The organism is Fodinibius sp. Rm-B-1B1-1, from assembly GCF_038594945.1.
Lineage (GTDB): Bacteria > Bacteroidota > Rhodothermia > Balneolales > Balneolaceae > Fodinibius > Fodinibius alkaliphilus.
This window is the reverse complement of record NZ_JBCFYD010000001.1, coordinates 1,099,898-1,123,879: the sequence shown is the minus strand read 5'-3', so window position 1 is coordinate 1,123,879 and position 23,982 is coordinate 1,099,898. Positions and strand designations below refer to the sequence as shown.

Annotated in this window: 22 protein-coding genes and 1 pseudogene; 13 read left to right on the top strand and 10 right to left on the bottom strand. The window is 41.9% G+C overall.

Annotated elements, in window-relative coordinates; all coding sequences use genetic code 11:
* Nucleotides 1-186 precede the first annotated feature (186 nt).
* From topA to AAFH98_RS05145, 3 genes are all read right to left on the bottom strand, one after another.
* The gene (gene topA, locus AAFH98_RS05155; RefSeq protein ID WP_342521623.1) at nucleotides 187-2,733 is read right to left on the bottom strand and encodes a type I DNA topoisomerase; all 2,547 of its coding nucleotides are present in this window, start codon (nucleotides 2,731-2,733) and stop codon (nucleotides 187-189) included.
* Nucleotides 2,734-2,745: 12 nt separating this feature from the next.
* Nucleotides 2,746-3,219, bottom strand: a complete 474-nt coding sequence (locus AAFH98_RS05150) for a peroxiredoxin (protein ID WP_342521622.1) — start codon at nucleotides 3,217-3,219, stop codon at nucleotides 2,746-2,748.
* 225 nt (nucleotides 3,220-3,444) lie between these two features.
* Nucleotides 3,445-4,017: an NUDIX hydrolase gene (locus AAFH98_RS05145; RefSeq protein ID WP_342521621.1), complete on the bottom strand. Its 573-nt coding sequence runs from the start codon at nucleotides 4,015-4,017 to the stop codon at nucleotides 3,445-3,447.
* A 21-nt stretch (nucleotides 4,018-4,038) separates the two neighbouring features.
* Between AAFH98_RS05145 and AAFH98_RS05140 the strand changes: the two genes are divergently transcribed.
* The 4 genes from AAFH98_RS05140 (at nucleotide 4,039) to AAFH98_RS05125 (ending at nucleotide 7,145) form a co-directional block, all read left to right on the top strand.
* On the top strand, nucleotides 4,039-5,226 hold the full coding sequence (locus AAFH98_RS05140; RefSeq protein ID WP_342521620.1) for a phosphorylase family protein: 1,188 nt from the start codon (nucleotides 4,039-4,041) through the stop codon (nucleotides 5,224-5,226).
* Nucleotides 5,227-5,402: 176 nt separating this feature from the next.
* Nucleotides 5,403-5,570, top strand: coding sequence for a helix-turn-helix domain-containing protein (locus tag AAFH98_RS05135; RefSeq protein WP_342521619.1), 168 nt, complete (start codon nucleotides 5,403-5,405; stop codon nucleotides 5,568-5,570).
* A 52-nt stretch (nucleotides 5,571-5,622) separates the two neighbouring features.
* Nucleotides 5,623-6,360, top strand: coding sequence for an ABC transporter ATP-binding protein (locus tag AAFH98_RS05130; protein WP_342521618.1), 738 nt, complete (start codon nucleotides 5,623-5,625; stop codon nucleotides 6,358-6,360).
* Complete coding sequence (locus AAFH98_RS05125; protein ID WP_342521616.1) at nucleotides 6,357-7,145, top strand: hypothetical protein; 789 nt, start codon at nucleotides 6,357-6,359, stop codon at nucleotides 7,143-7,145. Before AAFH98_RS05130 ends, AAFH98_RS05125 begins: the two co-directional genes overlap by 4 nt.
* Nucleotides 7,146-7,165: 20 nt before the next feature.
* On the opposite strand, the gene AAFH98_RS05120 is transcribed toward AAFH98_RS05125, so the two are convergent.
* Complete coding sequence (locus AAFH98_RS05120) at nucleotides 7,166-9,391, bottom strand: carbohydrate binding family 9 domain-containing protein (RefSeq protein ID WP_342521615.1); 2,226 nt, start codon at nucleotides 9,389-9,391, stop codon at nucleotides 7,166-7,168.
* 258 nt (nucleotides 9,392-9,649) lie between these two features.
* On the opposite strand from AAFH98_RS05120, the gene radC reads away from it, so the two are divergent.
* The 3 genes and pseudogenes from radC (at nucleotide 9,650) to argS (ending at nucleotide 12,468) form a co-directional block, all read left to right on the top strand.
* Nucleotides 9,650-10,369 carry a RadC family protein gene (radC, locus tag AAFH98_RS05115; RefSeq protein ID WP_342521614.1) on the top strand — a complete coding sequence of 240 codons (720 nt, stop codon included), beginning with the start codon at nucleotides 9,650-9,652 and terminating at the stop codon, nucleotides 10,367-10,369.
* Between the two features lie 136 nt (nucleotides 10,370-10,505).
* Nucleotides 10,506-10,763, top strand: a pseudogene (locus tag AAFH98_RS15055) (four helix bundle protein); the annotation flags it as partial.
* Nucleotides 10,764-10,827: 64 nt separating this feature from the next.
* Nucleotides 10,828-12,468, top strand: a complete 1,641-nt coding sequence (argS, locus tag AAFH98_RS05110; protein ID WP_342521613.1) for an arginine--tRNA ligase — start codon at nucleotides 10,828-10,830, stop codon at nucleotides 12,466-12,468.
* Between the two features lie 206 nt (nucleotides 12,469-12,674).
* Here argS and serA read toward each other — a convergent pair whose 3' ends face one another.
* The 4 genes from serA to dnaN form a co-directional block, all read right to left on the bottom strand.
* Nucleotides 12,675-13,904: a phosphoglycerate dehydrogenase gene (gene serA / locus AAFH98_RS05105; RefSeq protein WP_342521612.1), complete on the bottom strand. Its 1,230-nt coding sequence runs from the start codon at nucleotides 13,902-13,904 to the stop codon at nucleotides 12,675-12,677.
* Between the two features lie 173 nt (nucleotides 13,905-14,077).
* Complete coding sequence (locus AAFH98_RS05100; protein ID WP_342521611.1) at nucleotides 14,078-14,884, bottom strand: class I SAM-dependent methyltransferase; 807 nt, start codon at nucleotides 14,882-14,884, stop codon at nucleotides 14,078-14,080.
* 90 nt (nucleotides 14,885-14,974) lie between these two features.
* Complete coding sequence (locus tag AAFH98_RS05095) at nucleotides 14,975-15,781, bottom strand: SAM hydrolase/SAM-dependent halogenase family protein (RefSeq protein WP_342521610.1); 807 nt, start codon at nucleotides 15,779-15,781, stop codon at nucleotides 14,975-14,977.
* Complete coding sequence (gene dnaN, locus AAFH98_RS05090) at nucleotides 15,774-16,889, bottom strand: DNA polymerase III subunit beta (protein WP_342521609.1); 1,116 nt, start codon at nucleotides 16,887-16,889, stop codon at nucleotides 15,774-15,776. Before dnaN ends, AAFH98_RS05095 begins: the two co-directional genes overlap by 8 nt.
* Nucleotides 16,890-17,131: 242 nt before the next feature.
* Between dnaN and miaA the strand changes: the two genes are divergently transcribed.
* Genes miaA through lptB form a run of 5 tightly spaced genes read left to right on the top strand, consistent with a single transcriptional unit; the run spans nucleotide 17,132 to nucleotide 20,191 of the window.
* Entirely contained in the window at nucleotides 17,132-18,061 is a 930-nt protein-coding gene (miaA, locus tag AAFH98_RS05085; protein WP_342521607.1) for a tRNA (adenosine(37)-N6)-dimethylallyltransferase MiaA, read from the top strand.
* A 39-nt stretch (nucleotides 18,062-18,100) separates the two neighbouring features.
* Nucleotides 18,101-18,349 carry a phosphoribosylformylglycinamidine synthase subunit PurS gene (gene purS / locus AAFH98_RS05080; protein WP_342521605.1) on the top strand — a complete coding sequence of 83 codons (249 nt, stop codon included), beginning with the start codon at nucleotides 18,101-18,103 and terminating at the stop codon, nucleotides 18,347-18,349.
* Between the two features lie 12 nt (nucleotides 18,350-18,361).
* Complete coding sequence (locus AAFH98_RS05075; protein WP_342521604.1) at nucleotides 18,362-18,703, top strand: ATP-dependent Clp protease adaptor ClpS; 342 nt, start codon at nucleotides 18,362-18,364, stop codon at nucleotides 18,701-18,703.
* A 3-nt stretch (nucleotides 18,704-18,706) separates the two neighbouring features.
* Entirely contained in the window at nucleotides 18,707-19,408 is a 702-nt protein-coding gene (gene purQ / locus AAFH98_RS05070) for a phosphoribosylformylglycinamidine synthase subunit PurQ (protein ID WP_342521603.1), read from the top strand.
* 15 nt (nucleotides 19,409-19,423) lie between these two features.
* Nucleotides 19,424-20,191, top strand: coding sequence for an LPS export ABC transporter ATP-binding protein (gene lptB, locus AAFH98_RS05065; protein WP_342521602.1), 768 nt, complete (start codon nucleotides 19,424-19,426; stop codon nucleotides 20,189-20,191).
* Between the two features lie 42 nt (nucleotides 20,192-20,233).
* Here lptB and AAFH98_RS05060 read toward each other — a convergent pair whose 3' ends face one another.
* Complete coding sequence (locus AAFH98_RS05060) at nucleotides 20,234-21,460, bottom strand: exo-beta-N-acetylmuramidase NamZ family protein (protein WP_342521601.1); 1,227 nt, start codon at nucleotides 21,458-21,460, stop codon at nucleotides 20,234-20,236.
* An 846-nt stretch (nucleotides 21,461-22,306) separates the two neighbouring features.
* On the opposite strand from AAFH98_RS05060, the gene AAFH98_RS05055 reads away from it, so the two are divergent.
* A complete protein-coding gene (locus tag AAFH98_RS05055; RefSeq protein ID WP_342521600.1) occupies nucleotides 22,307-22,636 on the top strand; it encodes a rhodanese-like domain-containing protein in 330 nt (109 codons plus the stop codon).
* A gap of 23 nt (nucleotides 22,637-22,659) precedes the next feature.
* Here the strand turns inward: AAFH98_RS05055 and rho are convergent, their stop codons facing one another.
* Nucleotides 22,660-23,853, bottom strand: coding sequence for a transcription termination factor Rho (rho, locus tag AAFH98_RS05050; RefSeq protein WP_342521599.1), 1,194 nt, complete (start codon nucleotides 23,851-23,853; stop codon nucleotides 22,660-22,662).
* Nucleotides 23,854-23,982: the final 129 nt, after the last annotated feature.

The following is a 23,982-nucleotide window of genomic DNA, read 5'->3' as shown; positions in this document are numbered from 1 at the left end:
TCATTGTCATGTTAAATTTACGCGAATTTCTAATTCGACTATCCTGATCTCGCTTCAGGATCTCCTTGCAACAGATGCTGAAATAAATTCAGCATGACACAAAATTCGATAAATAATTTAGTGTTTTAAATGTGAAATGGCAGACGTCCAACGTTTTACATTTGCCATCCCACGACTACCGTCTATCTACTTCCCTTTCTCAGTAATCAGCTGTACCGCAATATCCATATTAACATCTTCGGGGTCAAAATCATCAGGCAAGCTAATGTTTGTTTTTCCGTACTTAATATAGGGTCCGTAGCGACCAGTCATTACACGTACTTTTTTTCCATTTTCGGGATGGTCGCCAAGCTCTTTAATTACATTACTCTTGCGCGATTTCTTATTCTTTTTCTGCTCCAGAAGCTCAAGAGCACGATCCAATTCAACATCCAGTACGTAATCACTTTTCCGTAGCGAAGCAAAGGTTCCGTCATGCACTACAAAAGGTCCATAGCGTCCAACTCCAGCCCGAACAACCTCTCCTGTTTCTGGATGCTTACCAAGCGGACGTGGCAACTCCAACAATCGCAATGCCAAATCAACATCTACATCTTCCGGCTTCATATCTTTAAGCAGCGAAGCGCGATCGGGCTTTTTATTATCTTCCGTGCGTTCACCAACCTGAACATAGGGACCATATCGTCCATTAAGCACAAAAATTGGCTCTCCGGTTTCCGGATGATTGCCAATTGACTTTGGCCCCTCCTCTTCCGCTTTGATTAACTCTTCGAGCTTCTCTACCGTGATATCACTCGGCTTCCAGCTTTCCGGAATGGATGTCGTCAATTCTTCCCCATTCACTTCCTTCTTAATGTAGGGACCATATCGTCCTACAAAAATCTGGATATCCTCAAGATCTTGAATAGGCAGATCCAGCTGTCGTGCTTCCTGTGGATCAATAGCATCCTCATTTTCTTCAACCTTGGCCTTTAATCCCTTTTCACCATTATAATAGGTTTTCAAATAGTTTTCCGTATCCAGCTTTCCTTGGGCAATTTCATCAAGCTTAGCCTCCATCTCAGAAGTGAAATCACTGTCTACCACATCATGCAGGTTTTCTTCCAACAGCTCCGTAACTGCAAATGCCGTAAACGTAGGCACCAAGGTTTTGCCGTCGGCTTCACAATATCCGCGATTTTGAATAGTACTGATAATTGAAGCATACGTACTCGGACGTCCAACACCACGCTTTTCGAGTTCTTTCACCAACGTCGCCTCAGTAAAACGTGATGGTGGCTTGGTTTCGTGGGATATAGGCTCGATACCGTCTTCCAAAACCTCTTCTCCCTCACTCATTTCAGGCAAGAACTTCTCCTGATTCTCCAGTGCTGCATCGGGATCGTCACTGCCTTCCACATAGGCACGGAAAAAACCAGGGAAGACAATCGTTTTTCCACTGGTTTTAAACTCAGCTACTTTACCGTTGGCTTCGGCCTCTATTGTCACGTTTGTAAACTCAAGCTCGGCCTGCTCCATCTGCGTGGCAATGGTCCGCTTCCAGATCAAATCATACAACCTAAACTGATCACCGCTTAGTCCTGCCTCTTCGGGCTTTCTGAAATAACTACCCGCCGGACGAATAGCCTCGTGCGCCTCCTGCGCATTAGAACCGCCCCCATAATTTCGAGGTCGGTCAAACAAATACTCTTCCCCGTATTCCTTTTTGACCGCATTACGAGCCGCATTTATTGCCTGTCCGGATAAACGCGCCGAGTCAGTACGCATGTAGGTAATGTATCCATTCTCATAAAGCTTCTGTGCCACGCCCATCGTGCGCTTGGCCGAGAAGTTTAACTTCCGGTTAGCCTCCTGCTGCAAGGTAGAGGTAATAAAGGCTGCCGACGGATTTCGTTTCTGTCGATTCTTTTTGACTTCCGAAACTTCCCATTTCGCCTTATCGAGATCATCCCGCAATTCACCAGCCGTTTTATCATCCAGCAGTACTACTTTCTTTGGCTTTTTGAGCTTGCCGGTACTTTCATCAAAATCCTTGCCCGAAGCCAAGCGCTTACCGTCAAGGTGTGTTAAGTCGGCCTCAAAATTATTGGTGTCATCCTGCTTGTGGAGCTGGGCTTTTAAATCCCAGTAACGCGCCGAACGAAACTTCATGCGTTCACGCTCACGCTCTACCAAGAATCGAACAGCTACTGACTGAACCCGTCCGGCTGAAAGCTTTGGAGCAATTTTTTTCCAGAGCAGTGGCGATATTGTATACCCCGCCAGACGATCAATAATTCGGCGTGCCTCTTGTGCATTTACCAGATTCATATCGATATCGCGAAAATTATTCAGCGCATCTTTAATGGCCTCCTCGGTAATCTCGCGAAAAACCATGCGCTTGACCGGCACATCAGGTTTAAGTAGTTCAGTTAAGTGCCACGAAATCGCTTCCCCCTCACGATCTTCATCCGTCGCCAAAATAAGTTCGTCAGAGTTTTTAAGCTCCTTTTTAAGACGATTTACCACTTTCTTTTTGCCGTGCGGTATCACATAAATTGGTTCGAATCCTTCATCAGTATTCACACCCAGATTTGCCCAATCCTCGCCCTTAAACTTCTTTGGAACCTCTTTGGCGTTAGCCGGAAGATCGCGAATGTGCCCCATTGACGAATCAATCGTATATTCCTTGGGCAGGTACTTCTTAAGCGTTTTAATTTTTGTGGGTGACTCTACAATTACAAGAGATTTCATATACCTCGTTTTCTACAAATTTTGGATCACTTCCTTTAACTCGGAGGCATGATCTTTAGTATTTACTTTTTCAATAATGGCTTCCACCGTTCCATCAGTATCAATCACATAAGCAGAACGGGAAGGGGCCTCGTATTTATTGCCGAACATCTGTTTTTCGACAATTGAATCAGTGGCTTTGGCAAATTTATAATCAGGATCGGAGGCCAGCAGATAGTTAATATCAAATTTTTCTGCATAATTTTTGTGCGAACCACAGGTATCTTTACTGATAGCCACTAAGTTATATCCCTGCTCGTCAAACCAATCAGAATGCTCAGCCAGACTTTTATTTTGCTTATCACAGCCCGATGTGTTGTTGCGCATATACACAGATACAATTGTCGGACGATCTAATAATTCCTTAAATATAACCGATTTTTCTTCGCCATTTTCCACGACGTCAAGCGTAAAATCAGTATCGATTTTAGAACCCGTCTCAATCATGTTTGCCTCTTAAACTGTTTAACTTTTGATGTTGCAGTGCAACTATTAACTCAATGTTCAAGCTATTTCGTTCTGCATATCAGCATATTGCGATCTTTTATAATAAAGTGATCAACAAGATACTGCAATAAATCATTTTGATTGCGGAAGGTATTGCTATTAGTTGAAGATTAGATGAAGGCGGATAAAGCAAGAAGTGAGAACAAGACAGTTCCTTCTTACTTTTCACTTATTCAACATAAATCGCGCTACGGCTGCTACCATAATACTGTGATGAATAGTTCCATTGGCCACATAATTCAGAAAATCATCCATATCCAAAAGGTGTACATTAATACGCTCGTGCTCATCTCCTTTCGGGATTTCGGATGTGCTTAATTCACAATCCTCTGCCAAATATAGATGAGTATAATTCGTCATAATAGCCGGATTCGAACTGACTTTCCCCAAACTGCTCCATTTTTTAGATTCGTATCCGGTCTCTTCAATAAGCTCTCGTTTGATAGATTCCAATGGTTTTTCACCCGGGTCCACCATGCCACCCGGAATTTCGAGCGTAGGTTGTTCTATCCCATGCCGATACTGTTCTACCAATACGACCTCGTTATTGCCTGTGATGGGAATAACATTTACCCATGCTGGAGCCTCTAAAACAAAAAAATCACCCTCATTACGTTCATCTTTTGCCTCTAATCTCATTTTTCGCTGTAAAAGATTAAAAATTGGTGTATGATATTCCTTATTTTCACGGACAACCGACCACGGTTCAATAGTAAATTGGAATGATTTTTCACTCATAAGGCGAACAGGTTACGATTTATGTCAGATCGATTTGAATTTGAAACAGATGAAGTAAATTCCCAAGAAGAACTCCATGACCGCATGGTGCAAGCATGCGATACGATGGAGAACATCTATGAAAATGGGGAATATCCCAAAGTACTAGTCAAACGATCGTGGTCAAAACATAATCCTATTATTACCGGTGAAATGGCCAAACCTGAGGCCTACCGCTGGTATTTACTTCGGGAGCTCAAAAAGCTTGGGCACAAAGGCGCCGTTATAAAAATTATCCCCTCCCGTGAACGACTACCCCTCAATGATCCGGACTTGCTTGATAACACTGATGAAGATGATTGGGATATCACCCAGAAAAAACTCTTTCTGTTTAGTCCGGAACGCATTGAAATCTCACTTAACCGATTAGAGCACTACACCGGTACCGATCCCGAAGATTTTCAGCGTTATATCCTGTTTACTAATTATGATATGCACGTTGAGGTTTTCCAAGAGATGTTTCCCGATTGTGTAACCCCAGCACGAGAAGGCGTTCAAATGCCGGCTTATCACCATAAGCTGGACAATAATAAAGGGGTAACGCTCATCAATATTGGGGTTGGCCCGTCCAATGCGAAAACCATCACCGATCATGTAGCCGTACTACGTCCCGATGCTATGGTTATGGTGGGGCACTGCGGCGGGCTCCGCAATCACCAAGATATTGGCGACTTTGTATTGGCTACCGGGTTTATGCGCAACGATGGTGTTTTAGATGATATCCTGCCCCTAAACATTCCCATTACGCCAAATTATCTGCTTAATGTATACCTTAAAGAAGTGCTCGATAAATATAATCGGAATCACCGAATGGGGACTATTTTCACGACTGCTAATCGCAATTGGGAGTTTATAAAACGACGAACGGTAGAACAAATTCATATGAGCCGCAGCATCGCGGTAGATATGGAATCGGCTACAGTAGCTACCAACGGCTATCGATATCGCATCCCTAATGCCACCATGCTCTGTGTGAGTGACAAGCCTCTACACGGCAAACCCAAGCTTAGCGACGATGCCCAGGAATTTTATGAGGATTCAAAACAACTACACGTTGAGATGGCTGTTGAAGTCCTCAATATGTGTAAAGAAACTTATCCCGAAGGACTGCCCAACGCCAGCATCCGCGCCATGAATGAGCCGTTGATGGGTGGACCCGATGACGATTAATAGCAAACATCAGGTGTGAACATTTGGGGACACAATGATTACATCTATGCCGGCATTTTCATCATTGTACTGGGCTATGTATTCAAGGAGGACAGCCACCTATACGAAGAACAAAAACTTACGGTATAGCAATAGCTCTCAAAATATATTTGAATCTTATGCTGGTATAGCACGACATGACGCTGACCGAGCTTTCTGAAGAGGTGGGCATAACAATATCAAACTTATCTATCCTAAAAACCGGCAAGGCCAAAGCCGTACGATTTTCGACGCTTAATGCCATCTGTGAAGCATTAAATTGCCAGCCAGGCGATATTTTAGAATATGATGAATCCGAAACGTGAATAGCTGTACCTCGTACACAACCACCAAATAAGAATCATAAGAGAAACTTCTATGATGCTAAAAGCCCAGAACATCACCAAGACTTTTAAACAATCAGGAGGTAATGCATTTCGGCTGCAGATCGATAATGTTGAAATCCCAGAAGGCAGCTTTACAGCTATTCTCGGTCCCAACGGATCGGGTAAATCCACCTTTCTTAAAATAGTTCTGGATCTCCTTTTTGCTGATTCAGCTCAAATTTCATTGATGGGAACCGATCACAAGCAGAAGAAGGCCCGTTCGCACGTTAGTTACCTGCCCGAAAACTTCTCCTTTCCCGATAATTTTACTGTACAACAAATGCTCCACAGTTTCGCCAAGCTAAAAGACAAGCCCGTGGTCAATATTGAGCAGAAAATTACGGATTTATCAGATGCTTTTAACGTAAACTTTCTGGACAAAAAGATAAAAAACTTGTCCAAGGGAATGACCCAAACGGCCGCGCTGATGCACACCTTTCTGGCGGATGACCAGTTTTACATTCTCGACGAACCTTTCAACGGACTCGATGCCGTACAGAAAAAGGCCGTCATCGATTATATTTTCACCCTACAAAATGAACGTAACATCTCCATCCTGATTACAACACATATTCTCTCAGATATCGACAAAATCTGCGATTCACTGTATCTCATCAAAGATGGGAGCATCATCAATTCAGCGACTAAAACCGAAATGCAAGAGCAGTTTGCGTCGGTCGAAGATTACTATCTCAGCCATTTTGAAACTAAAAGTACTATTACCTTATGATCCGCTATCTGCTGCAAACGCATCTCAAAAATAAAACTTTATGGGCCTGGCCGGGTATCGTGCTATTATTTGTTGCCAGCATTATTGTCTGGGGAGATGTATCCGCCACTCAAAACAGCTATTCATTTATCATTCATATTGGCGATCTCCAAATACCTTCCGGCATGTTTATCAACCAGTTTTTGATTTCCCTAATCACCCTCATCGCTATCATTGGTCTGCCCAGTCCGTTGGCCAAGAACCTGAAACCCGCACGCGCCTCGTTGCTGCTATCCAAACCCATTTCTCGAACCGAGATGTTCCTCTCCGACTATGCAAGTATGCTCCTAAGCGTGTGTGCCTACACCGGTATCACCATCCTGCTGCTAAGTATATTAACAATTGTCAAAGCTGGCATTTTCCCCTACCAGCTTTTTCTGGGGATCTTTCTCTTTTTACCACTAATTATTCTGGCCTATTACATTACGATTTCGCTATTTCTGTTATTCTCAAATTCCTATCTGGCCGGTGTTATATTGGGATATTTCCTTACCGGATTCTCCAGTCTTTTTTTAAATATTGACCAGTTCCTAAAAAACCTCGGCTGGGAGGGTACCTTTGCTGATATCCTAATCACTACATGTAGCTATCTCATACCCAGTGCCGGCGGTTTTGAACAGATTACCAGCAAGTTACTGATGGGTGGCTTTTCAACGATCGATGGTAACCTACTCGTCTTTTCTGTTGTCACCTACCTGCCTTTTGGATTGGCAAGTTACTATTTCCTTCACAAAAAGGAGTTCTAAGATACAACCTGACATGCTTGCTAACTACGAATCAAATACTGAAATTTTACAAAAAACTGCCGATTAATTTCTTTAAATCCGGTAGAACCATCGGGGCCGGGTTGATCAAAATGGTTCAGATTATCAGTCATCCCAATATAAAATTTGGTGAAGGGATTAGCCTTGTAATATACTAATGGATAGAGCTGAAGCTGCTCATTAAAAGAATTATACTCGGTAATTAAACGAGCAAACAGTTTTTTCGAAAAGTTATATTTACTGTTTAACCGGTAGATATCACCACTAAAATAATGCCCCTCTCCATCAACTGCTGAAAGGGTAGAATAATTGTAGCTAAACTCCACCTCTAATCGAGCAGTAGGCTTTAGGGTAGCATCCGCCGAAATACTATACCCTTTACCCAACGTAGGGTTTTCTTGCCGATTAACATATTTACCAAAATCCACACTGCCACTTAATGAAATCTCGTTTAGTGGGGCCGTTCTCACATCAAACATCCAGCGATTCATCTTCGTAAAAAATTGACCCCGAAAATGTTCATCATTCACAGGCAAATAGCTAACAGATATATTAGTCTGCCCTCCCAAGTTATTACTCCATCTTGTAAAGATATATCGCTCCTGAAATTGTCCTGAAAAATCGTATCTCCATGTTCCACTTGTACTTATCGTTCCGCTTGACAACCAATCCCATCCCGGGTAATAAGAAAAACTCTGAGATGCATCAAAGCTGCGCCGATCTACTTGGTTAATAAATCCGCTTTGGGTGTGAAAAGTAGGGGAATACGAAGTATATCCTAAAGAAAAATTATAGAATTTTGCTTGTCTGGAGAATTCGGTGGAGAGCAATGTACCACTAAACTGCTCTCCATTAAAAGCAGCATTATAAGAACCCCGGCCAAGCATTCTTGAATCGTCAAATAATGACTGGTCATCCAACTCTTTAGTATTTGCGTAGGCCGCTTGTCCGCTAAAATAGTAGTTATCAGTTAATAAGAAACTCCAGTCAACACTGCCTACATAATTATGTCCTTCCTGTTGATTACGGGTTGTTAACAATCCACCGACATGTGATTCTGTCCCAAAATTATATTTTCCACGCAACACATTATTATAGGCTTCTACATCTGATTGTACGAGTGAGCTTCCATACAAGCCGGGAATAATAATCGGTGCCTCCCGATCATAAGCAGTCAAAAAAGCAATACTATAATCTTGGGCTTGATGCGTTACTTTACCAGCAGCAATCGGACGGTTAATCGTCCGCGAATAAAATAGATTTTCTTGAGTACTAAAAAGGTCATTTCCTTTCAAAAAAAACGGACGTTTTTCGGAATAATAGAGAGCAAACGTTTCGTTTGCAGAAATTTGGGAGGCATCCGTTTCAACCTGACTAAAATCAGGATTAACTACAGCATTCAACGAGGTTGTTGAAGTAGGTTCATACATAACACTACCTCCAATTCGTCCGGTTATCCTACCATGATCTAAACCGGAGTTCGGATCACTTGCATCATTAATAACACTACTCTGATAACTCATACCATAGGGCAAAAACTCAATCGTGTTGGAGTTTTTGATACTTTTCATTCCTGTTAATTGACCATTTTGACATACCAGGCATGAGTTGTCCAGATCTACCTTACTCCATACAAATTGATATCTATTATTCCGGGGATAATTTCGAATAAACTGAATAGACCAATTATGTATATTCTTATCAGGAAAGTTGAGACTTTTAAATGGGATCTTCATTACGGTCCGATACCCTAAATCCGTAATTTTTCCATCCGAATACCAGAGCATATCAAAATTCATATCCTCACTATTTCCCATACGCATACCATCCATCTGGATACCCAACGGATTGACAAAAAGTTCGTATGCCTGCTGATTATTGTTAAAAGGATCCAAAATGATCCCCACATAATCATCCTGGAAGCCGTTATCACGATCAGAAATATTCGCCCGTATATTTTGAGGATTGGGATCCTCATTTATAAATGCAATGTATAAATTTTCTTTACTGTACAATACTTTAACCTCGGTATCTACTTGAGCCTTGACGTTGTCATTAGGCTGTACCTGGTATTTTATATAAACAGAACTTGCCTTCTGCCAAGCGGGATGCTCTAAATCTGCAGAAATATTAAAATCGGATTCAATGGGATAGGGATTGACCTGTTCAAGCGTATCAAGCGGTGGCTGAGCTTGCACATTGATCAATGAGATACAAATGAATAGCATTGTTAATATCAATTTCTGTGATAGCCTTACTTGCCACATGTATTACGTTTTTAAGTTGTTACCTTTTGGTTCTGAGGTTTTCTTACGAAAAATAACTTGAATGTTGCGTTAAAATCTTGCAGATAGTTTAAAATTAACAGCTTTAAACTTTAAAAGGTTGTTAAAAGCAGCTTTTACACCTATTCCCCACAACTTTTCTGTAAGGTTCATCGTCGAGACTGCTCTTACTAATAAATCCAAATTAAAAAAGAGAGTATCATGTCCGACCAAGAGCAGTTCGAAGCTAACGATTTTCTAAAACGTACCGTTAAAGAAATGAATCCCGATGAACAACCACGCGAAAAGCTTACCAATTATGGCAGTGAAAGTTTATCAGATGCAGAACTTCTTGCCATTTTATTACGCACAGGCAGCCAAAAGATGAATGTCATTCAGATGTCGCAAGCCTTGCTTGACCATTTTGATGGATTACGTTACCTCGCTCGTAAAGAATGGCAAGACTTAAAAGTAATCCCCGGCATGGGCAAAGTGAAATCGCTAACCCTGGAAGCTGTATTTGAGTTATCGCGTCGTATCCAGATGGCCAGTCTGGGCGAACAAGTGCAGATCACTTCTCCCGAAGATGCGGTTGCCTATTTCGGACCCAAACTGCGTGACTTAACCAAAGAGGTATTCATGGTAGCGTTTTTGAATAATGCCAAAATCGTGATGGGGTATAAAAAAGTTAGCTCCGGTGGATCTACCGCTACCATTGTGGATCCGGCGGAAGTCATGCGTCAGGCCGTGATGAATGAAGCCAACAGCATTTTGTTGCTACATAACCACCCCAGTGGCAATAACAAAGAGTCAAAGGCTGATATCCAGCTTACCAAACGTATTTCAAAATCGGGAAAACTGCTGGGCATTCCGGTTGACGATCACATCATCATTGCCGGCGATGGATATACCAGCTTCCGTGCCAAAGGGCTCTTGAATTGAGAATTAAAAATGACGAATTAGGAATTAAAATATCATGAAGAAAGAAAATATTATTCAAAAGAAAAGTTATAATTTTGCACTACATATAATTCAACTAAACCAAACGCTTATTGACAAATAAAATGAGTATGTTTTATCGAAACAGATTCTTAAAAGTAGTACATCAATTGGAGCTAATATAGAAGAAGCCATTGGTGCACAAAGTCGAAGAGATTTTAAAGCAAAAATTTCAATTTCATACAAAGAAGCCCGAGAAACTTATTACTGGCTCCGCTTACTTCGTGATTCTGATCTAATTGATTTTAAACTTGCTAACACTTTAATCGATGAATGTAATAAACTCTTAAAAATTATTGGCTCAATCATAAAAACTCTGAAAAATCCTAATTCCTAATTCTCAATTCCTAATTCAACTACTTATATTTACGGCTAATTAAAAATTTGCCAATACATATTTCATGAAGGATTACCTGCGTTCTATTATCTACGATTCGCTGCAACAATTTAACCTCAGCGATAACGACATTCCCGAAATTCAGATCGAAAAACCCAACCAACCTGAACACGGTGATGCCGCCTCTAATATCGCCATGAATCTGGCCAGCGTACTCAAGATGAATCCACGCAAGATCGCCGATCAGATTGTTGAGGGACTCGAATATGATGAACAAAAACTACAAGCCGTTGAAATTGCAGGGCCCGGATTTATCAACTTCCGCTATTCCGAGAACTATCTTTTTGACGAGCTATCAGACATTCTTAAGGAGGGTGACGAGTTTGGAAAATCAGCTTCGCTAAAAGGACAGCGTATCCTTGTAGAATTTGTCAGCGCCAATCCTACCGGTCCACTTACAGTGGGACATGGACGTAATGCAGTATTAGGCGATACCGTTGCCAACCTGCTGGAATGGGCCGGCGCAAACGTCGACCGAGAATATTATTTTAATAACGCTGGCCGACAAATGCGCAAGCTTGGTGAAAGTGTCCGCACGCGTTATCTACAACTGTTAGGACATGAGGCCAACCTGCCAGAAGATGGTTATGAAGGTGAATACATCAAGGACATTGCCCAAGAACTTATTGACGAACATGGCGAAAATCTTGTTGATACCAACGAAGTAGATCCGTTCAAGGATAAAGCTGAGCAGGTTATTTTTGATGAGATTCAAGCCACGCTCAAGCGGATGAATATTGAAATGGACTCCTTCTTTAATGAAAAAGAAGTATATGAGGATGGGTCCATTGACAAAACGGTGGAAACCCTTCGCGAAAAGAATTTAGCCTATGATAAAGATGGAGCAACCTGGTTCCGTACAACGGAGTTTGGCAAAGATCAGGATACGGTGCTTATAAAAAGTACGGGCGAACCAACCTATCGACTGCCGGATATTGCTTATCATGCCAACAAGCTTGATCGCGGCTATGATCAATGCATCGATGTTTTTGGGGCTGATCATATCGATACCTATCCCGATGTATTGTCGGGTATTGAGGCACTCGGCTATGATCCCAGCAAAGTAGATGTCATTGTTTATCAGTTTGTGACGCTTGTTAAAGATGGCAATCCATTTAAAATGAGTACACGTAAAGCGAACTTTGTAACACTCGATGACCTCATGGATGAAGTGGGGGCTGACGTGACGCGCTTCTTTTTTGAGATGCGCGATCCCAATACGCATCTCGAATTTGATGTGGGACAAGCCAAGGAAGCAGGCGAAAAAAATCCCGTTTTTTATCTCCAATATGCCCACGCACGTATTCACAGTATATTGCGAAAAGTTGCACAAGAGTATGACTTCAATGTCGAGGATCAGCCCAAATTAGAGCTGCTTACCCACGAATCAGAAACAGCACTCATCAAAAGTTTGCTTCGATTTCCCGAAATGGTTCAAAGTGCTGCCGACAGTCGCGAGCCCCATCGATTGATCAATTATCTTGAAGATCTGGCTTCAACCTTTACGTCCTTTTATCATGATTGTCGTATTCTGGGTGAAGAGAAAAAACTTGTACAAGCCCGTTCGGCCCTGGCCAAAGCAACAGCTCAAGTACTTGCCAATGGATTGGAGATACTTGGTATTTCTGCACCTAAGCAGATGTAGTTTAGGATGCAAGTTACAAGGGGGATTTGGGATGAAAGAGGCAGGTTGCAGGGGACTTAATAACATAAGATTATTCCCTTATCTGCCACTGACTTCCATCTCCAAATAACTTCTTGGATTTTCTTCTCTCATCCAAGCATAACATGACCACGGGCAAAATTAGCCAGACAACTACTTATGAAAATATGCCAATTACAGTAGGGAATTTAATACAAGACCCGAAAACGGATCGTGCCCTCCACATTTTTTAGCTCATCAATTATTTTTTTGTTGTAATCGGTATCAATATCGGTAATAACATAACCTACCGTTTCATTCGTTTGGAGGTACTGCCCATCAATATTAATGTCGTACCGGGCCAGGATATTGTTAATGGTGGCCATAATATTCGGCTTGTTGGCATGAATATGCAGAAAGCGGTGAGAGTCCTCAAAACCAGGCAGCTTTAAATTGGGCAGATTTACACTGCCTGAGGTATTACCAGCATTAATAAAATCCATAATTTTATGGGGTACAAAATTTCCAATATGCTTCTGGGCCTCCATCGTGCTTCCACCAATATGCGGAGTAAGAATAGTGTTGCGTGCCCCGGACATCACATCTTCAAAAGGCTCGTCATTAGTTTTGGGCTCTTCGGGATATACGTCTATGCCGGCACCTAAAATACGTTTGGAATCGATGGCCTCACGCAGAGCTTCGGTATTTACTACCTTGCCTCGAGCCAAGTTTAAAAAAACAGCCTCATCGTGCAGCCAGCTCAATTCTTCTTCGCCAATAAGTTCCTTGTTAGACGGGCGCCCATCCACATGTACGCTCACAATATCAACAGTTTTAAACAACTCTTCCATAGAAGAAGTACGGGTGGCATTACCAAGAGGCATCTTATCTTCCAGATCGTAATAATACACGTCCAACCCCATGGCTTCGCCCAATACGCTTAGCTGGCTACCAATATTACCGTATCCCACAATACCCAGCTTTTTACCGCGGAGTTCATGGCTATATTCAGCCGACTTTTGCCATCGGCCTTGATGCATAGCCATTATCTTATCGGGTAAATTGCGAATAAGAAGTACCATTTCGGCAATAGCCAGCTCCACCACACTCCGTGTGTTGCTATATGGCGCATTAAAAACAGCAACACCGTTCTTACATGCAGCATCTAAATCAATCTGGTTAGTGCCAATACAAAAGGCTCCAATACACAGCAGGTTTGAAGCGTTATCAATAATCGATTTCGTCATATCTGTTTTGGAGCGAATGCCAATAATTTGAGTGCGCTCCAAGGCTCTGTGCAACTCCTCTTCTGACATTGACGAGGTCTGATATGTTACATTATAGCCTTCCTCTTCGAATAGCTTCACAGCATCTTTATGAACGCCTTCGAGTAGTAAAACATTAATTTTATGCTTGGGATACGATAGTTTTTTCGTCATGGTTTTGCTTTTTACACTGTTGCCTTCTAAAAAGTTCGTATAATTACGATAGCATATTTAAGCTATAGAGAGAGAAGGTAATTAAATTAATTCGAGACCCGAAAAAAATTAAATGCGACGCTTTTTCCATTTACAGAAAAACTATTTTAGCCGCCCCGCAATTTTAACTCTACTCAGGCAGGAATCAACTTTGTAAAGCAAACAATACCCTTAGTAAACTGATCAACCATTGAAAAACCAGCACGTTCAAACATCTGGTTACTTTCATCCACCGTCCAAAATGACAACCCACCCAACCCAGCAGAATCCTGCATCAACCGAATATACCATGTGGGTGATTTAATGAGATGCATCATAAAAAAAACACCCTCTTTCTTAATCACTCTTCGCGCCTCATATAATACTTTCAGTGGATCCGTCAGCTCATTAAGCGTACCCCCCATCATTAATCCATCAAAAGTAGCTCCAAAAAATGGAAGGTAACGGGCATCAGCTCGTAACAAATACAAATCCGTTTGCTCTGCCTCTGATTTAAGCCGAGCTTCGCTGAGCATCTGCTTAGAAAAATCGAGTGCAACTATCTCAGCATCAGGCTGGTCCCTTTTTACAAGGCGTCCGTAGAGCGCCGTAGAACAACCAATATCCATATATGATTTACCGGGTTCAGGTTGTAGCCAATCGATCAGTAATTCTTTTTCTTTTTGGATAGGAAACTCTTCACCCGAAAAAAGCGAAAGTGATCGCTTTCGCCAGATATCCTCATAAACAGCTGCAGTCACCTTCCAGTGATTCGAACTCTGCGCCCACGTCATCTCTCCATGCTCATCCCCAAGTAGATCAATGATGTTATTCCGAATCTCGTACTCGTCGCCTTTGTTAGAGCAAATAGTGCCATTAAAATTTTTCTGCAGGTCAGCAACCTCAGCAGGAATTGTTATAGATGCACGCTCGTATTTGGGAGATCGTATTTCAAGAGCCATAACTGTTTGCAACCATTGATGTCGATTAAAAAAATCGATGATTCTATCACCGATGCAACGCAACCTGATACGCAAACAATAAGGTGGGAGTTACGATTCCGGCTGACTTTCTTTTTGCAGGATCAGTGAAATTTGTGCCCCTTTTTGAACACTCAACATTTCTTCTGCATTACCTTTATTAATGCCCACTTCTAACATCCCGGAACTGCCAATATAGGCTACGGGCTCTCCTTCGGTTACCTTACCAAATGTTGTGGCAATTTCGTCCAGAATAGTATTGCCTACATAAATACGCACTTGTTTGTCTCCAATTACCTCTTCCAAAAGTTCCTCAGTAATATTAGTAACCAAGTTCCCAAACTTATCAATATGAATAACCATCCCTTCCAAACCATCTTTGTCTGCAATGGGTACGGTCCAGCGGTAAGTTACCAGTTCATCAATCGGATCACCAAGTTCGTCTAATGGTACGCCCTCACTCAGATGGGCCGCCACCGGCGCAAAAATATCACGACCATGAAAAGTGTTGGAGGGATTCTCTCTCCAATAATCCTCATTCGTTAACCGTACAGCTTGGTAGTCTTTATCCGAAGTGAGGAGAGAAAAAATCCCATTATCCGGCCCAACAAAAAACTGGTCATTAATTTTTAAGGCTACAGGATCGCGTTCAGTACCCACCCCGGGATCAATCACAACCGTATGCACAGTACCGGAAGGAAACAGCATAGCCGAATTTTTTAAGATCCAGGAACCCGCCATAATATCTTGCGATGGGATTTCATGTGAGATATCAACCAATCGTGCATCAGCTGCTATATTAAGCATAACAGCTTTCATGGCACTCACATAATAATCCTGAAGGCCAAAATCGGTCGTAAGAGTGATTACATTACGCATAGGTATTGAGCATAACCGGCATAACGAGCATTAAAATACGCTCATTTTCATCCTCTTCCGACGGCTTTACAATTCCAGCTCTGTTAGGAGTAGAAAACTCAAAATAGACCTCTTCATCATCAACATTACCCAACACATCAGCAAGATATTTAGCATTAAAGCCGATCTCCATTTCATCGTTACTATACTCACAAGCAATCGTCTCTTTTGCCTCGCTGCTCATATCGATATCCTCGGCCCGAATCGTAAGCTTATCGGGGTTGAGCTGCAATCGAATCTGGCGTGTCGTAGAACTTGAGAAAATAGATACACGTTTTACCGTAGCCAGCATTTGCTCTTTATTAATAACAAGCGTCTTCTCATTGTCCTTGGGGATCACCGACTCATAATTGGGATACTGCTCATTAATAAGTCGCGTAATAACAATCGTATTTCCGCTTTTAAAGCGTACATGATCTTCGGTGATTGTCAACACACACTCTTCGTCATGCAGTGCTTTTTGAACAAGGTTCAACGCCTTTTCGGGGACAATAAAATCAACGTCTTTATCGCTGGTAAGATCTTCTTTGATATATTTAACGAGGCGATGCCCATCCGTTGCCACAAACTTACTTTCGTCACTTCCAATATCGAAATAAACACCCATCATGGCCGGACGTAAATCATCATTGGATACGGCAAAAAGCGTTTTATCAATGGCAGTTGAAATAACCTCCCGTGTGCTTTCCAGAGTATGGCCCTCATCTAAATTAGGTACTTCGGGAAATTCATCGGGATCTTCGCCCACTAATTTATACGTACCCTTATCGGTACGGAACTTGATATTAAACTTTTCATCAACCTCAAAAGATACCGGTATATCCGGCAGTTGGCGGAGCGTATCAATGAGACGACGGGCTGGAATCGCCACAGCGCCCCCCTCATCAATATCGGCACTCATCGACTCAAGAATTGAAATCTCAAGATCGGTAGCCGTTAGTCGCAACTTTTCTCCATCACTCTCAAATAAAATTGTTTCCAGAATTGGGAGCGTTGCTTTGTTAGGCACTGCCCCAGAAACAGCAGATAATGCCTTTACCAGTTCACTGCTTGATACGTTGAATTTCATAGATAAATATTTTTAGGCTAAGCGTTCGTCAGATCACAAAAATTCATCTGAATAATAAGTACCATATACTAATAAATACTCACTCTCTTAGCAACCATATAACCCGTGCTTTCTGCAACTATTTTTTGGGATTTTTTTGCTGCCATTTTTCACTTATTGATCTTCAAATATACTCTAAAAAGGAAGCATTTTTTCTTATATTCCCTTTCGCTAAAATTGTAGATTTTAGGCTATCCTATTACGTGCAAATAGTTTTATTGGGACCCACGGCCGTGGGCAAAACATCCCTCTCCGTCGAGTTGGCACAAACTCTCAATGCCGAAATTATTTCTACGGATTCCCGACAGTGCTACAAATATATGAACATCGGCACGGCCACTCCTGCGGAAGATGAACGAGCCGGCGTCCCCCATTATAACCTTTCTATCATCGATCCCGCTACAAAAGACAGTGTAGTCAATTTTTATGAGCGAGCAATGGAATGGAAAAAAGATATTTTATCTCGCGACAAAAATGCTTTTTTCGTAGGTGGCAGTACGTTGCACGTTCAGTGTGTTATCCAACCACTGGATGATGTTCCAGAAGCCGATGAAGAAAATATTGCCAAGCTTGAGGCTAAAATTGAGCAAGAAGGCATTGAATCTCTGTACCAAAAGCTCAAAGAAGTAGATCCTGAGTATGCCCAAAAAATGGATGGCATGAACACCCAGCGTATTGTCCGTGCTCTGGATGTATGGATGCAAACCGGTCGGCCGTTCAGCTCTTTTCATTCTGATGACAACACAATCACTGTTCCTGATGATATGATCGTTTTTGGATTGCAGCGCGAACGACAAAATCTTTATGACCGCATTAACCGTCGCGTAGACCTTATGTTTGAGCACGGTTTTCTGGATGAAGTTCGGGCAATTCTGGATGAAGGATACACGTTAGAAGATCCCGGCCTTAATACCGTTGGTTATAAAGAGGCCATTGCTTATTTACATGATGAAGTTTCGCGCGATAAAATGCTTAAAGACATGAAAACACAAACCCGTCGATATGCCAAGCGGCAGCTTTCGTGGTTTCGGCGGTGGGATTTTATCAACTGGATAGACCTTGAAACTACGACCTATGACGAGGCTCAGAATTATATCCATTCACAGTTAGCAGCTAAGTCAAATAAAGATTAACTTTAGCTTCATTTACAACCGCACAATTTTTTCATAACGATGTATAAGGCTACTGTAAACGTAACACTTCGCAAGTCAATTTTAGATCCCCAGGGAAAAGCGGCGCACAATGCGCTCAAGAACCTCGGTCTCAATGAGGTTAATCAAGTGCGCATAGGTAAGCGCATTGAGCTCGATATTGATGCCTCTGACGAAAGTGAGGCACAGGCTATTGCCGAAGAGGCCTGTACTAAGTTATTGGCTAACGAAGTTATGGAAGACTTTGACATTGAGATTCACGAAAACTAATTAGCTATAGCTATGATCGATCTGCAGTTTAGCTTATTAGGATCTGACTCGGGTGGCCAACAACAAGAACAGTCGCCCGACATTGACGTTGATGTACTCGAGAAAGAGCAGGAAGATGAAGACGAAAAAACTCCGTGGAGAGTTATTCTGTATGATGATGACATCCACACCTTTGATGAGGTGATTGGACAGCTTATAAAGGCCTTGGGCTGCTCACAAGATCATGCAGAAGAACTGACGTATAAAGTTCACAACGAAGGTAAAGCTGAAGTCTATGAAGGTCCTTTTGAGGACTGCTTCGAAGTCAACGGCGTACTTAAAGAAATTCAACTTGTCACCGAAATAAAAGGATAAATCGTGTCTGCTACATTTGGCGTAATTGTATTTCCCGGCTCAAACTGCGACCACGACGCGTATCACGCGCTGGCGCATATCATGAATGCGAAAACGAAATTTTTATGGCATAAAGATACTGATCTGTCGGATATTGACTTTTTGTTAGTTCCCGGCGGATTCTCCTACGGAGACTACCTCCGATCGGGGGCCATAGCTCGCTTTTCACCTATCATGCAATCAGTCATCGACTTTGCTCAAAAAGGCAATCCCGTTTTAGGAATCTGTAATGGATTTCAGATTCTGCTGGAGGCCGGCCTGCTGCCCGGGGCCATGTTGCATAACAAAGACCTCCGATTTGTATGCAAACAAACCCATCTGCGCTGCGAAACTTCGAATACGCTCTTCACCCGTAACATCAAAAAGAATACCGTTTTACAAATTCCGGTAGCACATGGTGAAGGGAACTACTTTACAGACCAAGATCAATTAAAAGAGCTCAATGATAACGACCAGGTTGTTTTTCGCTATTGCGACGCAGATGGCAATGCAACCGAAGAAGCCAATTTCAATGGATCGGTAGACAATATTGCCGGCATCTGCAATACACAACGAAACGTATTGGGAATGATGCCACATCCCGAGCGCGCCGTAGAAAAAATTATTGGTTCAGATGACGGAAAGCATATTTTTAAATCCGTTCTTAATGAACTTGCTGTAGCTTAAATCAGCCTGCTGATTATGCCGGACCAATCATCAAACAAAACGCTTTATAGTCGAGGTCTTACTAAAAGCTATAAAAAACGTACGGTGGTTTCGGATGTCTCTATAGATGTTACCCAGGGAGAAATTGTAGGCCTTCTTGGTCCCAACGGCGCCGGTAAAACCACGACTTTCTATATGTTTGTCGGGCTGGTTACACCCAACAAAGGACAAATTTTTCTGGATGATAAAAATTTGACCGGCATGCCAATGTACAAACGAGCCCGGTTGGGAGTAGGATACCTTTCGCAGGAAGCAAGTGTTTTTCGTAACCTTACTGTTCGCGAAAACCTGGAATCAATTCTTCAATTCTTTGACTTCACCGATAAAAAAATCAAACAACGTGTTGATCAACTTATTGAAGAATTCGGGCTCGAACGTGTTGTTGATAGCAAAGGATACAGTCTGTCGGGCGGAGAGCGACGACGCACCGAAATTGCCCGGGCCTTGGTTACCGATCCCAAATTCATCCTCTTAGATGAGCCCTTTGCCGGCGTTGACCCTATTGCGGTTGAAGATATACAGGAAATAGTTGCCGACCTCAAATACCGAAACATCGGTATCTTCATCACTGATCATAATGTCCATGAGACCCTGGCCATTACTGACCGCGCGTACCTGATGTTTGAAGGGAATATCCTTAAAGAAGGCTCGGCCGATCAGCTGGCTGAAGATGAAGAAGCCCGTCGGCTTTACCTTGGCAACCAATTCAAACTTGATCGCTATGGTGGACAACAAGAAGAGTAAGCTACGCCTCTTCTTGTTCTTTACTTTGACCCTACCCACTGTTTAGTACAGTAAATACGGTTTTCTTTTCTCTTTAAAGGATTGGATTTCGTCTTTCCACTGTTCAATAATTACTTCAGCCGATTTTCCCCGAACCACCATATCATGGAAATTTTCGGAACCGGCCAACGTATTTAGTCGTTTAGCTCTAAAGAAATCTTTTTTTACCGAATCGGGGGCTGCATTATAAAAAGTCAGCAGCACATGAACTCCTGCCGCCACGGGTTCTACCTTTTCCTTGTCGGTTACTTTATACTTGATACCTTCTAACTCTTCTCCTTCTAATTTAGGATTCGTTGACATCCCCTCGATGCTTTCAGGGATAAAAGAGGATGACTCAAATTCCAGGCCGGGCAGACTTTTTTTATTTAGTTCCTCTGCCAATGTTTGGCCATCAGCCCAAGGTGTACCGATAAGAATAAACGGACTTTTAGTACCTCGTCCTTCGCTTATATGCGTTGCCTCAAACAGGCATGCCCCAGGATATATCAACGCCGTCTCAAAATTAGGAATATTTGGACTTGGAGGAATCCACTCCAAATTCATATCGGGCCAGAGCATATCTCGCTGCCATCCCTGATTTTTTACCACTTCTAAATCTAAATTATCGAGGTTATCCAAATAACCCTCCCCCTTAATCATCTTGGCCAGTTCGCCCGTCGTCATACCATGCGTAACCGGGATGGGGTATAGCCCTACAAATGAATCAGACTCGAGCTCTGGAATAAAACCCTCCACCATGTTTCCGCCCAATGGGTTAGGACGATCCAAAACCAGATAGGCAATATCATTTTCTGCTGCTGCCTGCATGGTATATCCCATTGTAGAAATATAGGTGTAAAAACGCGCTCCCACATCTTGCATATCAAAAACCAATATATCTACATCTTGGAGCATTTCTTCAGTGGGTTTTCTTGTCTCACCATACAGACTGTAAATAGGAATACCTGTTTTTTCATCTATGGTATCCCCAACATATTCTCCAGCATCCGCATCACCGCGAATTCCATGCTCGGGACTAAAGAGAGCTGTCAGCTCCACCCCCTCGGCCTCGTGCAACAGATCAATCAACAGTGTGCCATCAACTACGGCACTGTGATTCGTAACCAATCCAACTTTTTTGCCCTGCAATTGCTCATAGTTTTGTTCAGTGAGGTTAGCGGCCCCGGTCATTACGTGGGGATCACTTTGCTTTTCAGTACTTTGGCAGCCCATTATGGCAACTGCCATAACAAAACTTATAAGCATATTGATTTTTGAGAACATAGAAATCATTATAGGTTATTGAGATTATTACTTTAGAAGTAAAACATTCTAATTGCTTTTCGACAGTTTTATGAATTTTCCATTCTTTTATGGCCATATAGATTGGGAGATATAATCCGTCTCTGACCGATAGATTTTCTCATCTTATTAAGTTTGAAAAATATTCTCAGAATTTACGTAATTCCCCAAGTTTAATATTAGCCTTTTGGATAAATCAGAAAACAGGGTATAACCAACGGTTACATTTTTAAACGCAAGTAATAGACATACTCATCAGATACTTTAATTGCTGCAAGAGGTTACCTGTAGGGCAAAGAGGCACGAAATATCGAACACAAAGTAACACCAATTTAGACTATTAAAAGAACTGATGGAAACCTCTTTTAGCAAGCCACATACCGATTCTGGAACCGGTTCCATGGCAATTATTTATGGATGGTTTTAGTTAAACCATTAAGAAGAGAAGTGCCTATACTTTTTAATAAGGAGGTTGTTTTTTAGTTCAAACTTTTTTGAGAAAAAGATATAAACAGGTCCCTGTGCGGAAATGGCATACTTTATTAGCGAGGGCTTGTAAATTATCTACTCAAACCCTTCGCCTTTATTTGCCACCAACATTCTCGAATCCTACCTTTAGGCACAAACATATAACTCCTTTAGTTATAAAATCTGTATAACTTGATGGGAAATGACCATAAATAGATTTATTTTTCGTTTCTCATTTATAAAATCCAATCACAGTTAATACAAATATAGTCTCGCTTCATATTATATATCCTGCGAGGATCATAAAATCATTTTGAACTAATCATGGAAGAAATTTCTGTACAATCTCTCAAAGAAAAAATTGACAGCAATACGAATTTTATTCTTTTAGATGTAAGAGAACCTTTTGAACAATATCAATCTAAAATTGATATTGAAAATTCACGGCTAATCCCTGTGGATGAGCTATCAGAGCGTGTTAATGAGCTCGCAGATCAAAAAGAAAAGGAAATTATCTGTCTTTGTCGTAGTGGTTCAAGAAGTGCCAAGGCCTGTAAATTTCTTTCCCAAGAAGGATTCACTAATGTTAAGAATTTAAAGGGTGGCATTAATGAATGGGCCCGTGAAATTGATAGCAGTCTCCCCGTATATTAACTGCTGATATCCTATCATCAACATTATACCATCGCTGCAATTTGATTGAGCAGTTCCTCATTGCTATCGGTATTTCGCAGTACCTTCAAAAGGCTCTGCATTGATTCTTTAGGAGATTTCTTGAGCAGATAGCGCCGAACCATATTTCGCTCCTCCATCGAATCCCCAATAAATTTGTCTTCGTTACGAGTTCCCGAAGCACTGATATTAATGGCCGGATAAATACGGTCGTTTGACAATTCCCGGTCAAGTACAACCTCCATATTTCCAGTTCCTTTAAACTCTTCAAAAATGAGGTCATCCATACGAGAGTTCGTTTCGATAAGGCAAGTAGCAATAATTGTCAGCGAACCTCCTCCTTCAATTTTTCGGGCCGAGCCAAAAATCTTCTTGGGAATTTCAAGGGCTCGTATATCGAGTCCGCCAGAAAGGGTACGACCACTACTTTCCTGTACATTATTATAGGCACGTCCAAGGCGAGTTAACGAATCAATGAGCAGCACCGCATCATCTCCCATTTCGGCCTTACGTTTTACATAGCCTAAGGCCAATTCTGTTATTCTAACATGACTTTCCGTCTCCTTATCGTTAGATGATGCAAATACCTCTGCGTCAGTAGAACGCAGGAAGTCAGTGACCTCTTCCGGACGCTCATCTACCAACAAGACTCCGGTACTTATATCTGGATGGTTCTCGGTTAATGATTCTGCAATCTTTTTCAACAAAACTGTTTTTCCCGTTCGAGGGGGCGCAACAAGTAATGCTCGTTGCCCTTTACCAATGGGGGCTATTAAATCTAAGACGCGCATTTCAATATTATCCGGATCAACCCCCAACTTTATATGTTCGTTGGGCATAATTGGAGTCTGAAGCTCAAACCGAGTAGCCCTTTGCCATTCCATCGGATCGCGCCCGTTTATCTTTTCTATAGAATGAATGTGGCGATGTCCCCGATCATCTTCCTCGTATTCCCCTTCAATTTCCAAACCAGGACGTAAATTATGCCTTTTAACCTCATCAGGTTTTAAGAAAGGGTCTTGAGGCTCATAACTAAATTCATGGTCTTTTTTACGAGCAAAACCATAATTCTTGGCGTTAATTTCAACTACGCCTTCGTACCGACCGGCCACCTGCACATTACCTCTTTCATTAAATCGAGGTATAAATACATTTTTATTTTTCTTGCGACCGCGATTATTATTTCGTGAACGTCCCATTACATCCAATAATTTGTCTTAACACCTGCACTTGTTATATAAGGTTAACTAATAACACAGAAGGCAGGAGTGTTGTTGTGATTTAAGAATTGAGAGGTGGAAAAAGCAGTACAGCATAAACGCTGTACT

Coding starts and splice junctions, on each gene's coding strand:
- AAFH98_RS05140 (WP_342521620.1), top strand. CDS start 4,039: ATGTCAGATCGATTTGAATTTGAAACAGATGAAGTAAATTCCCAAGAA.
- AAFH98_RS05075 (WP_342521604.1), top strand. CDS start 18,362: ATGATCGATCTGCAGTTTAGCTTATTAGGATCTGACTCGGGTGGCCAA.
- purS (WP_342521605.1), top strand. CDS start 18,101: ATGTATAAGGCTACTGTAAACGTAACACTTCGCAAGTCAATTTTAGAT.
- AAFH98_RS05060 (WP_342521601.1), bottom strand. CDS start 21,460: ATGGCAGTTGCCATAATGGGCTGCCAAAGTACTGAAAAGCAAAGTGAT.
- radC (WP_342521614.1), top strand. CDS start 9,650: ATGTCCGACCAAGAGCAGTTCGAAGCTAACGATTTTCTAAAACGTACC.
- serA (WP_342521612.1), bottom strand. CDS start 13,904: ATGACGAAAAAACTATCGTATCCCAAGCATAAAATTAATGTTTTACTA.
- AAFH98_RS05055 (WP_342521600.1), top strand. CDS start 22,307: ATGGAAGAAATTTCTGTACAATCTCTCAAAGAAAAAATTGACAGCAAT.
- AAFH98_RS05145 (WP_342521621.1), bottom strand. CDS start 4,017: ATGAGTGAAAAATCATTCCAATTTACTATTGAACCGTGGTCGGTTGTC.
- dnaN (WP_342521609.1), bottom strand. CDS start 16,889: ATGAAATTCAACGTATCAAGCAGTGAACTGGTAAAGGCATTATCTGCT.
- AAFH98_RS05095 (WP_342521610.1), bottom strand. CDS start 15,781: ATGCGTAATGTAATCACTCTTACGACCGATTTTGGCCTTCAGGATTAT.
- AAFH98_RS05125 (WP_342521616.1), top strand. CDS start 6,357: ATGATCCGCTATCTGCTGCAAACGCATCTCAAAAATAAAACTTTATGG.
- lptB (WP_342521602.1), top strand. CDS start 19,424: ATGCCGGACCAATCATCAAACAAAACGCTTTATAGTCGAGGTCTTACT.
- argS (WP_342521613.1), top strand. CDS start 10,828: ATGAAGGATTACCTGCGTTCTATTATCTACGATTCGCTGCAACAATTT.
- AAFH98_RS05150 (WP_342521622.1), bottom strand. CDS start 3,219: ATGATTGAGACGGGTTCTAAAATCGATACTGATTTTACGCTTGACGTC.
- rho (WP_342521599.1), bottom strand. CDS start 23,853: ATGGGACGTTCACGAAATAATAATCGCGGTCGCAAGAAAAATAAAAAT.
- AAFH98_RS05135 (WP_342521619.1), top strand. CDS start 5,403: ATGACGCTGACCGAGCTTTCTGAAGAGGTGGGCATAACAATATCAAAC.
- AAFH98_RS05130 (WP_342521618.1), top strand. CDS start 5,623: ATGATGCTAAAAGCCCAGAACATCACCAAGACTTTTAAACAATCAGGA.
- AAFH98_RS05100 (WP_342521611.1), bottom strand. CDS start 14,884: ATGGCTCTTGAAATACGATCTCCCAAATACGAGCGTGCATCTATAACA.
- AAFH98_RS05120 (WP_342521615.1), bottom strand. CDS start 9,391: ATGCTATTCATTTGTATCTCATTGATCAATGTGCAAGCTCAGCCACCG.
- topA (WP_342521623.1), bottom strand. CDS start 2,733: ATGAAATCTCTTGTAATTGTAGAGTCACCCACAAAAATTAAAACGCTT.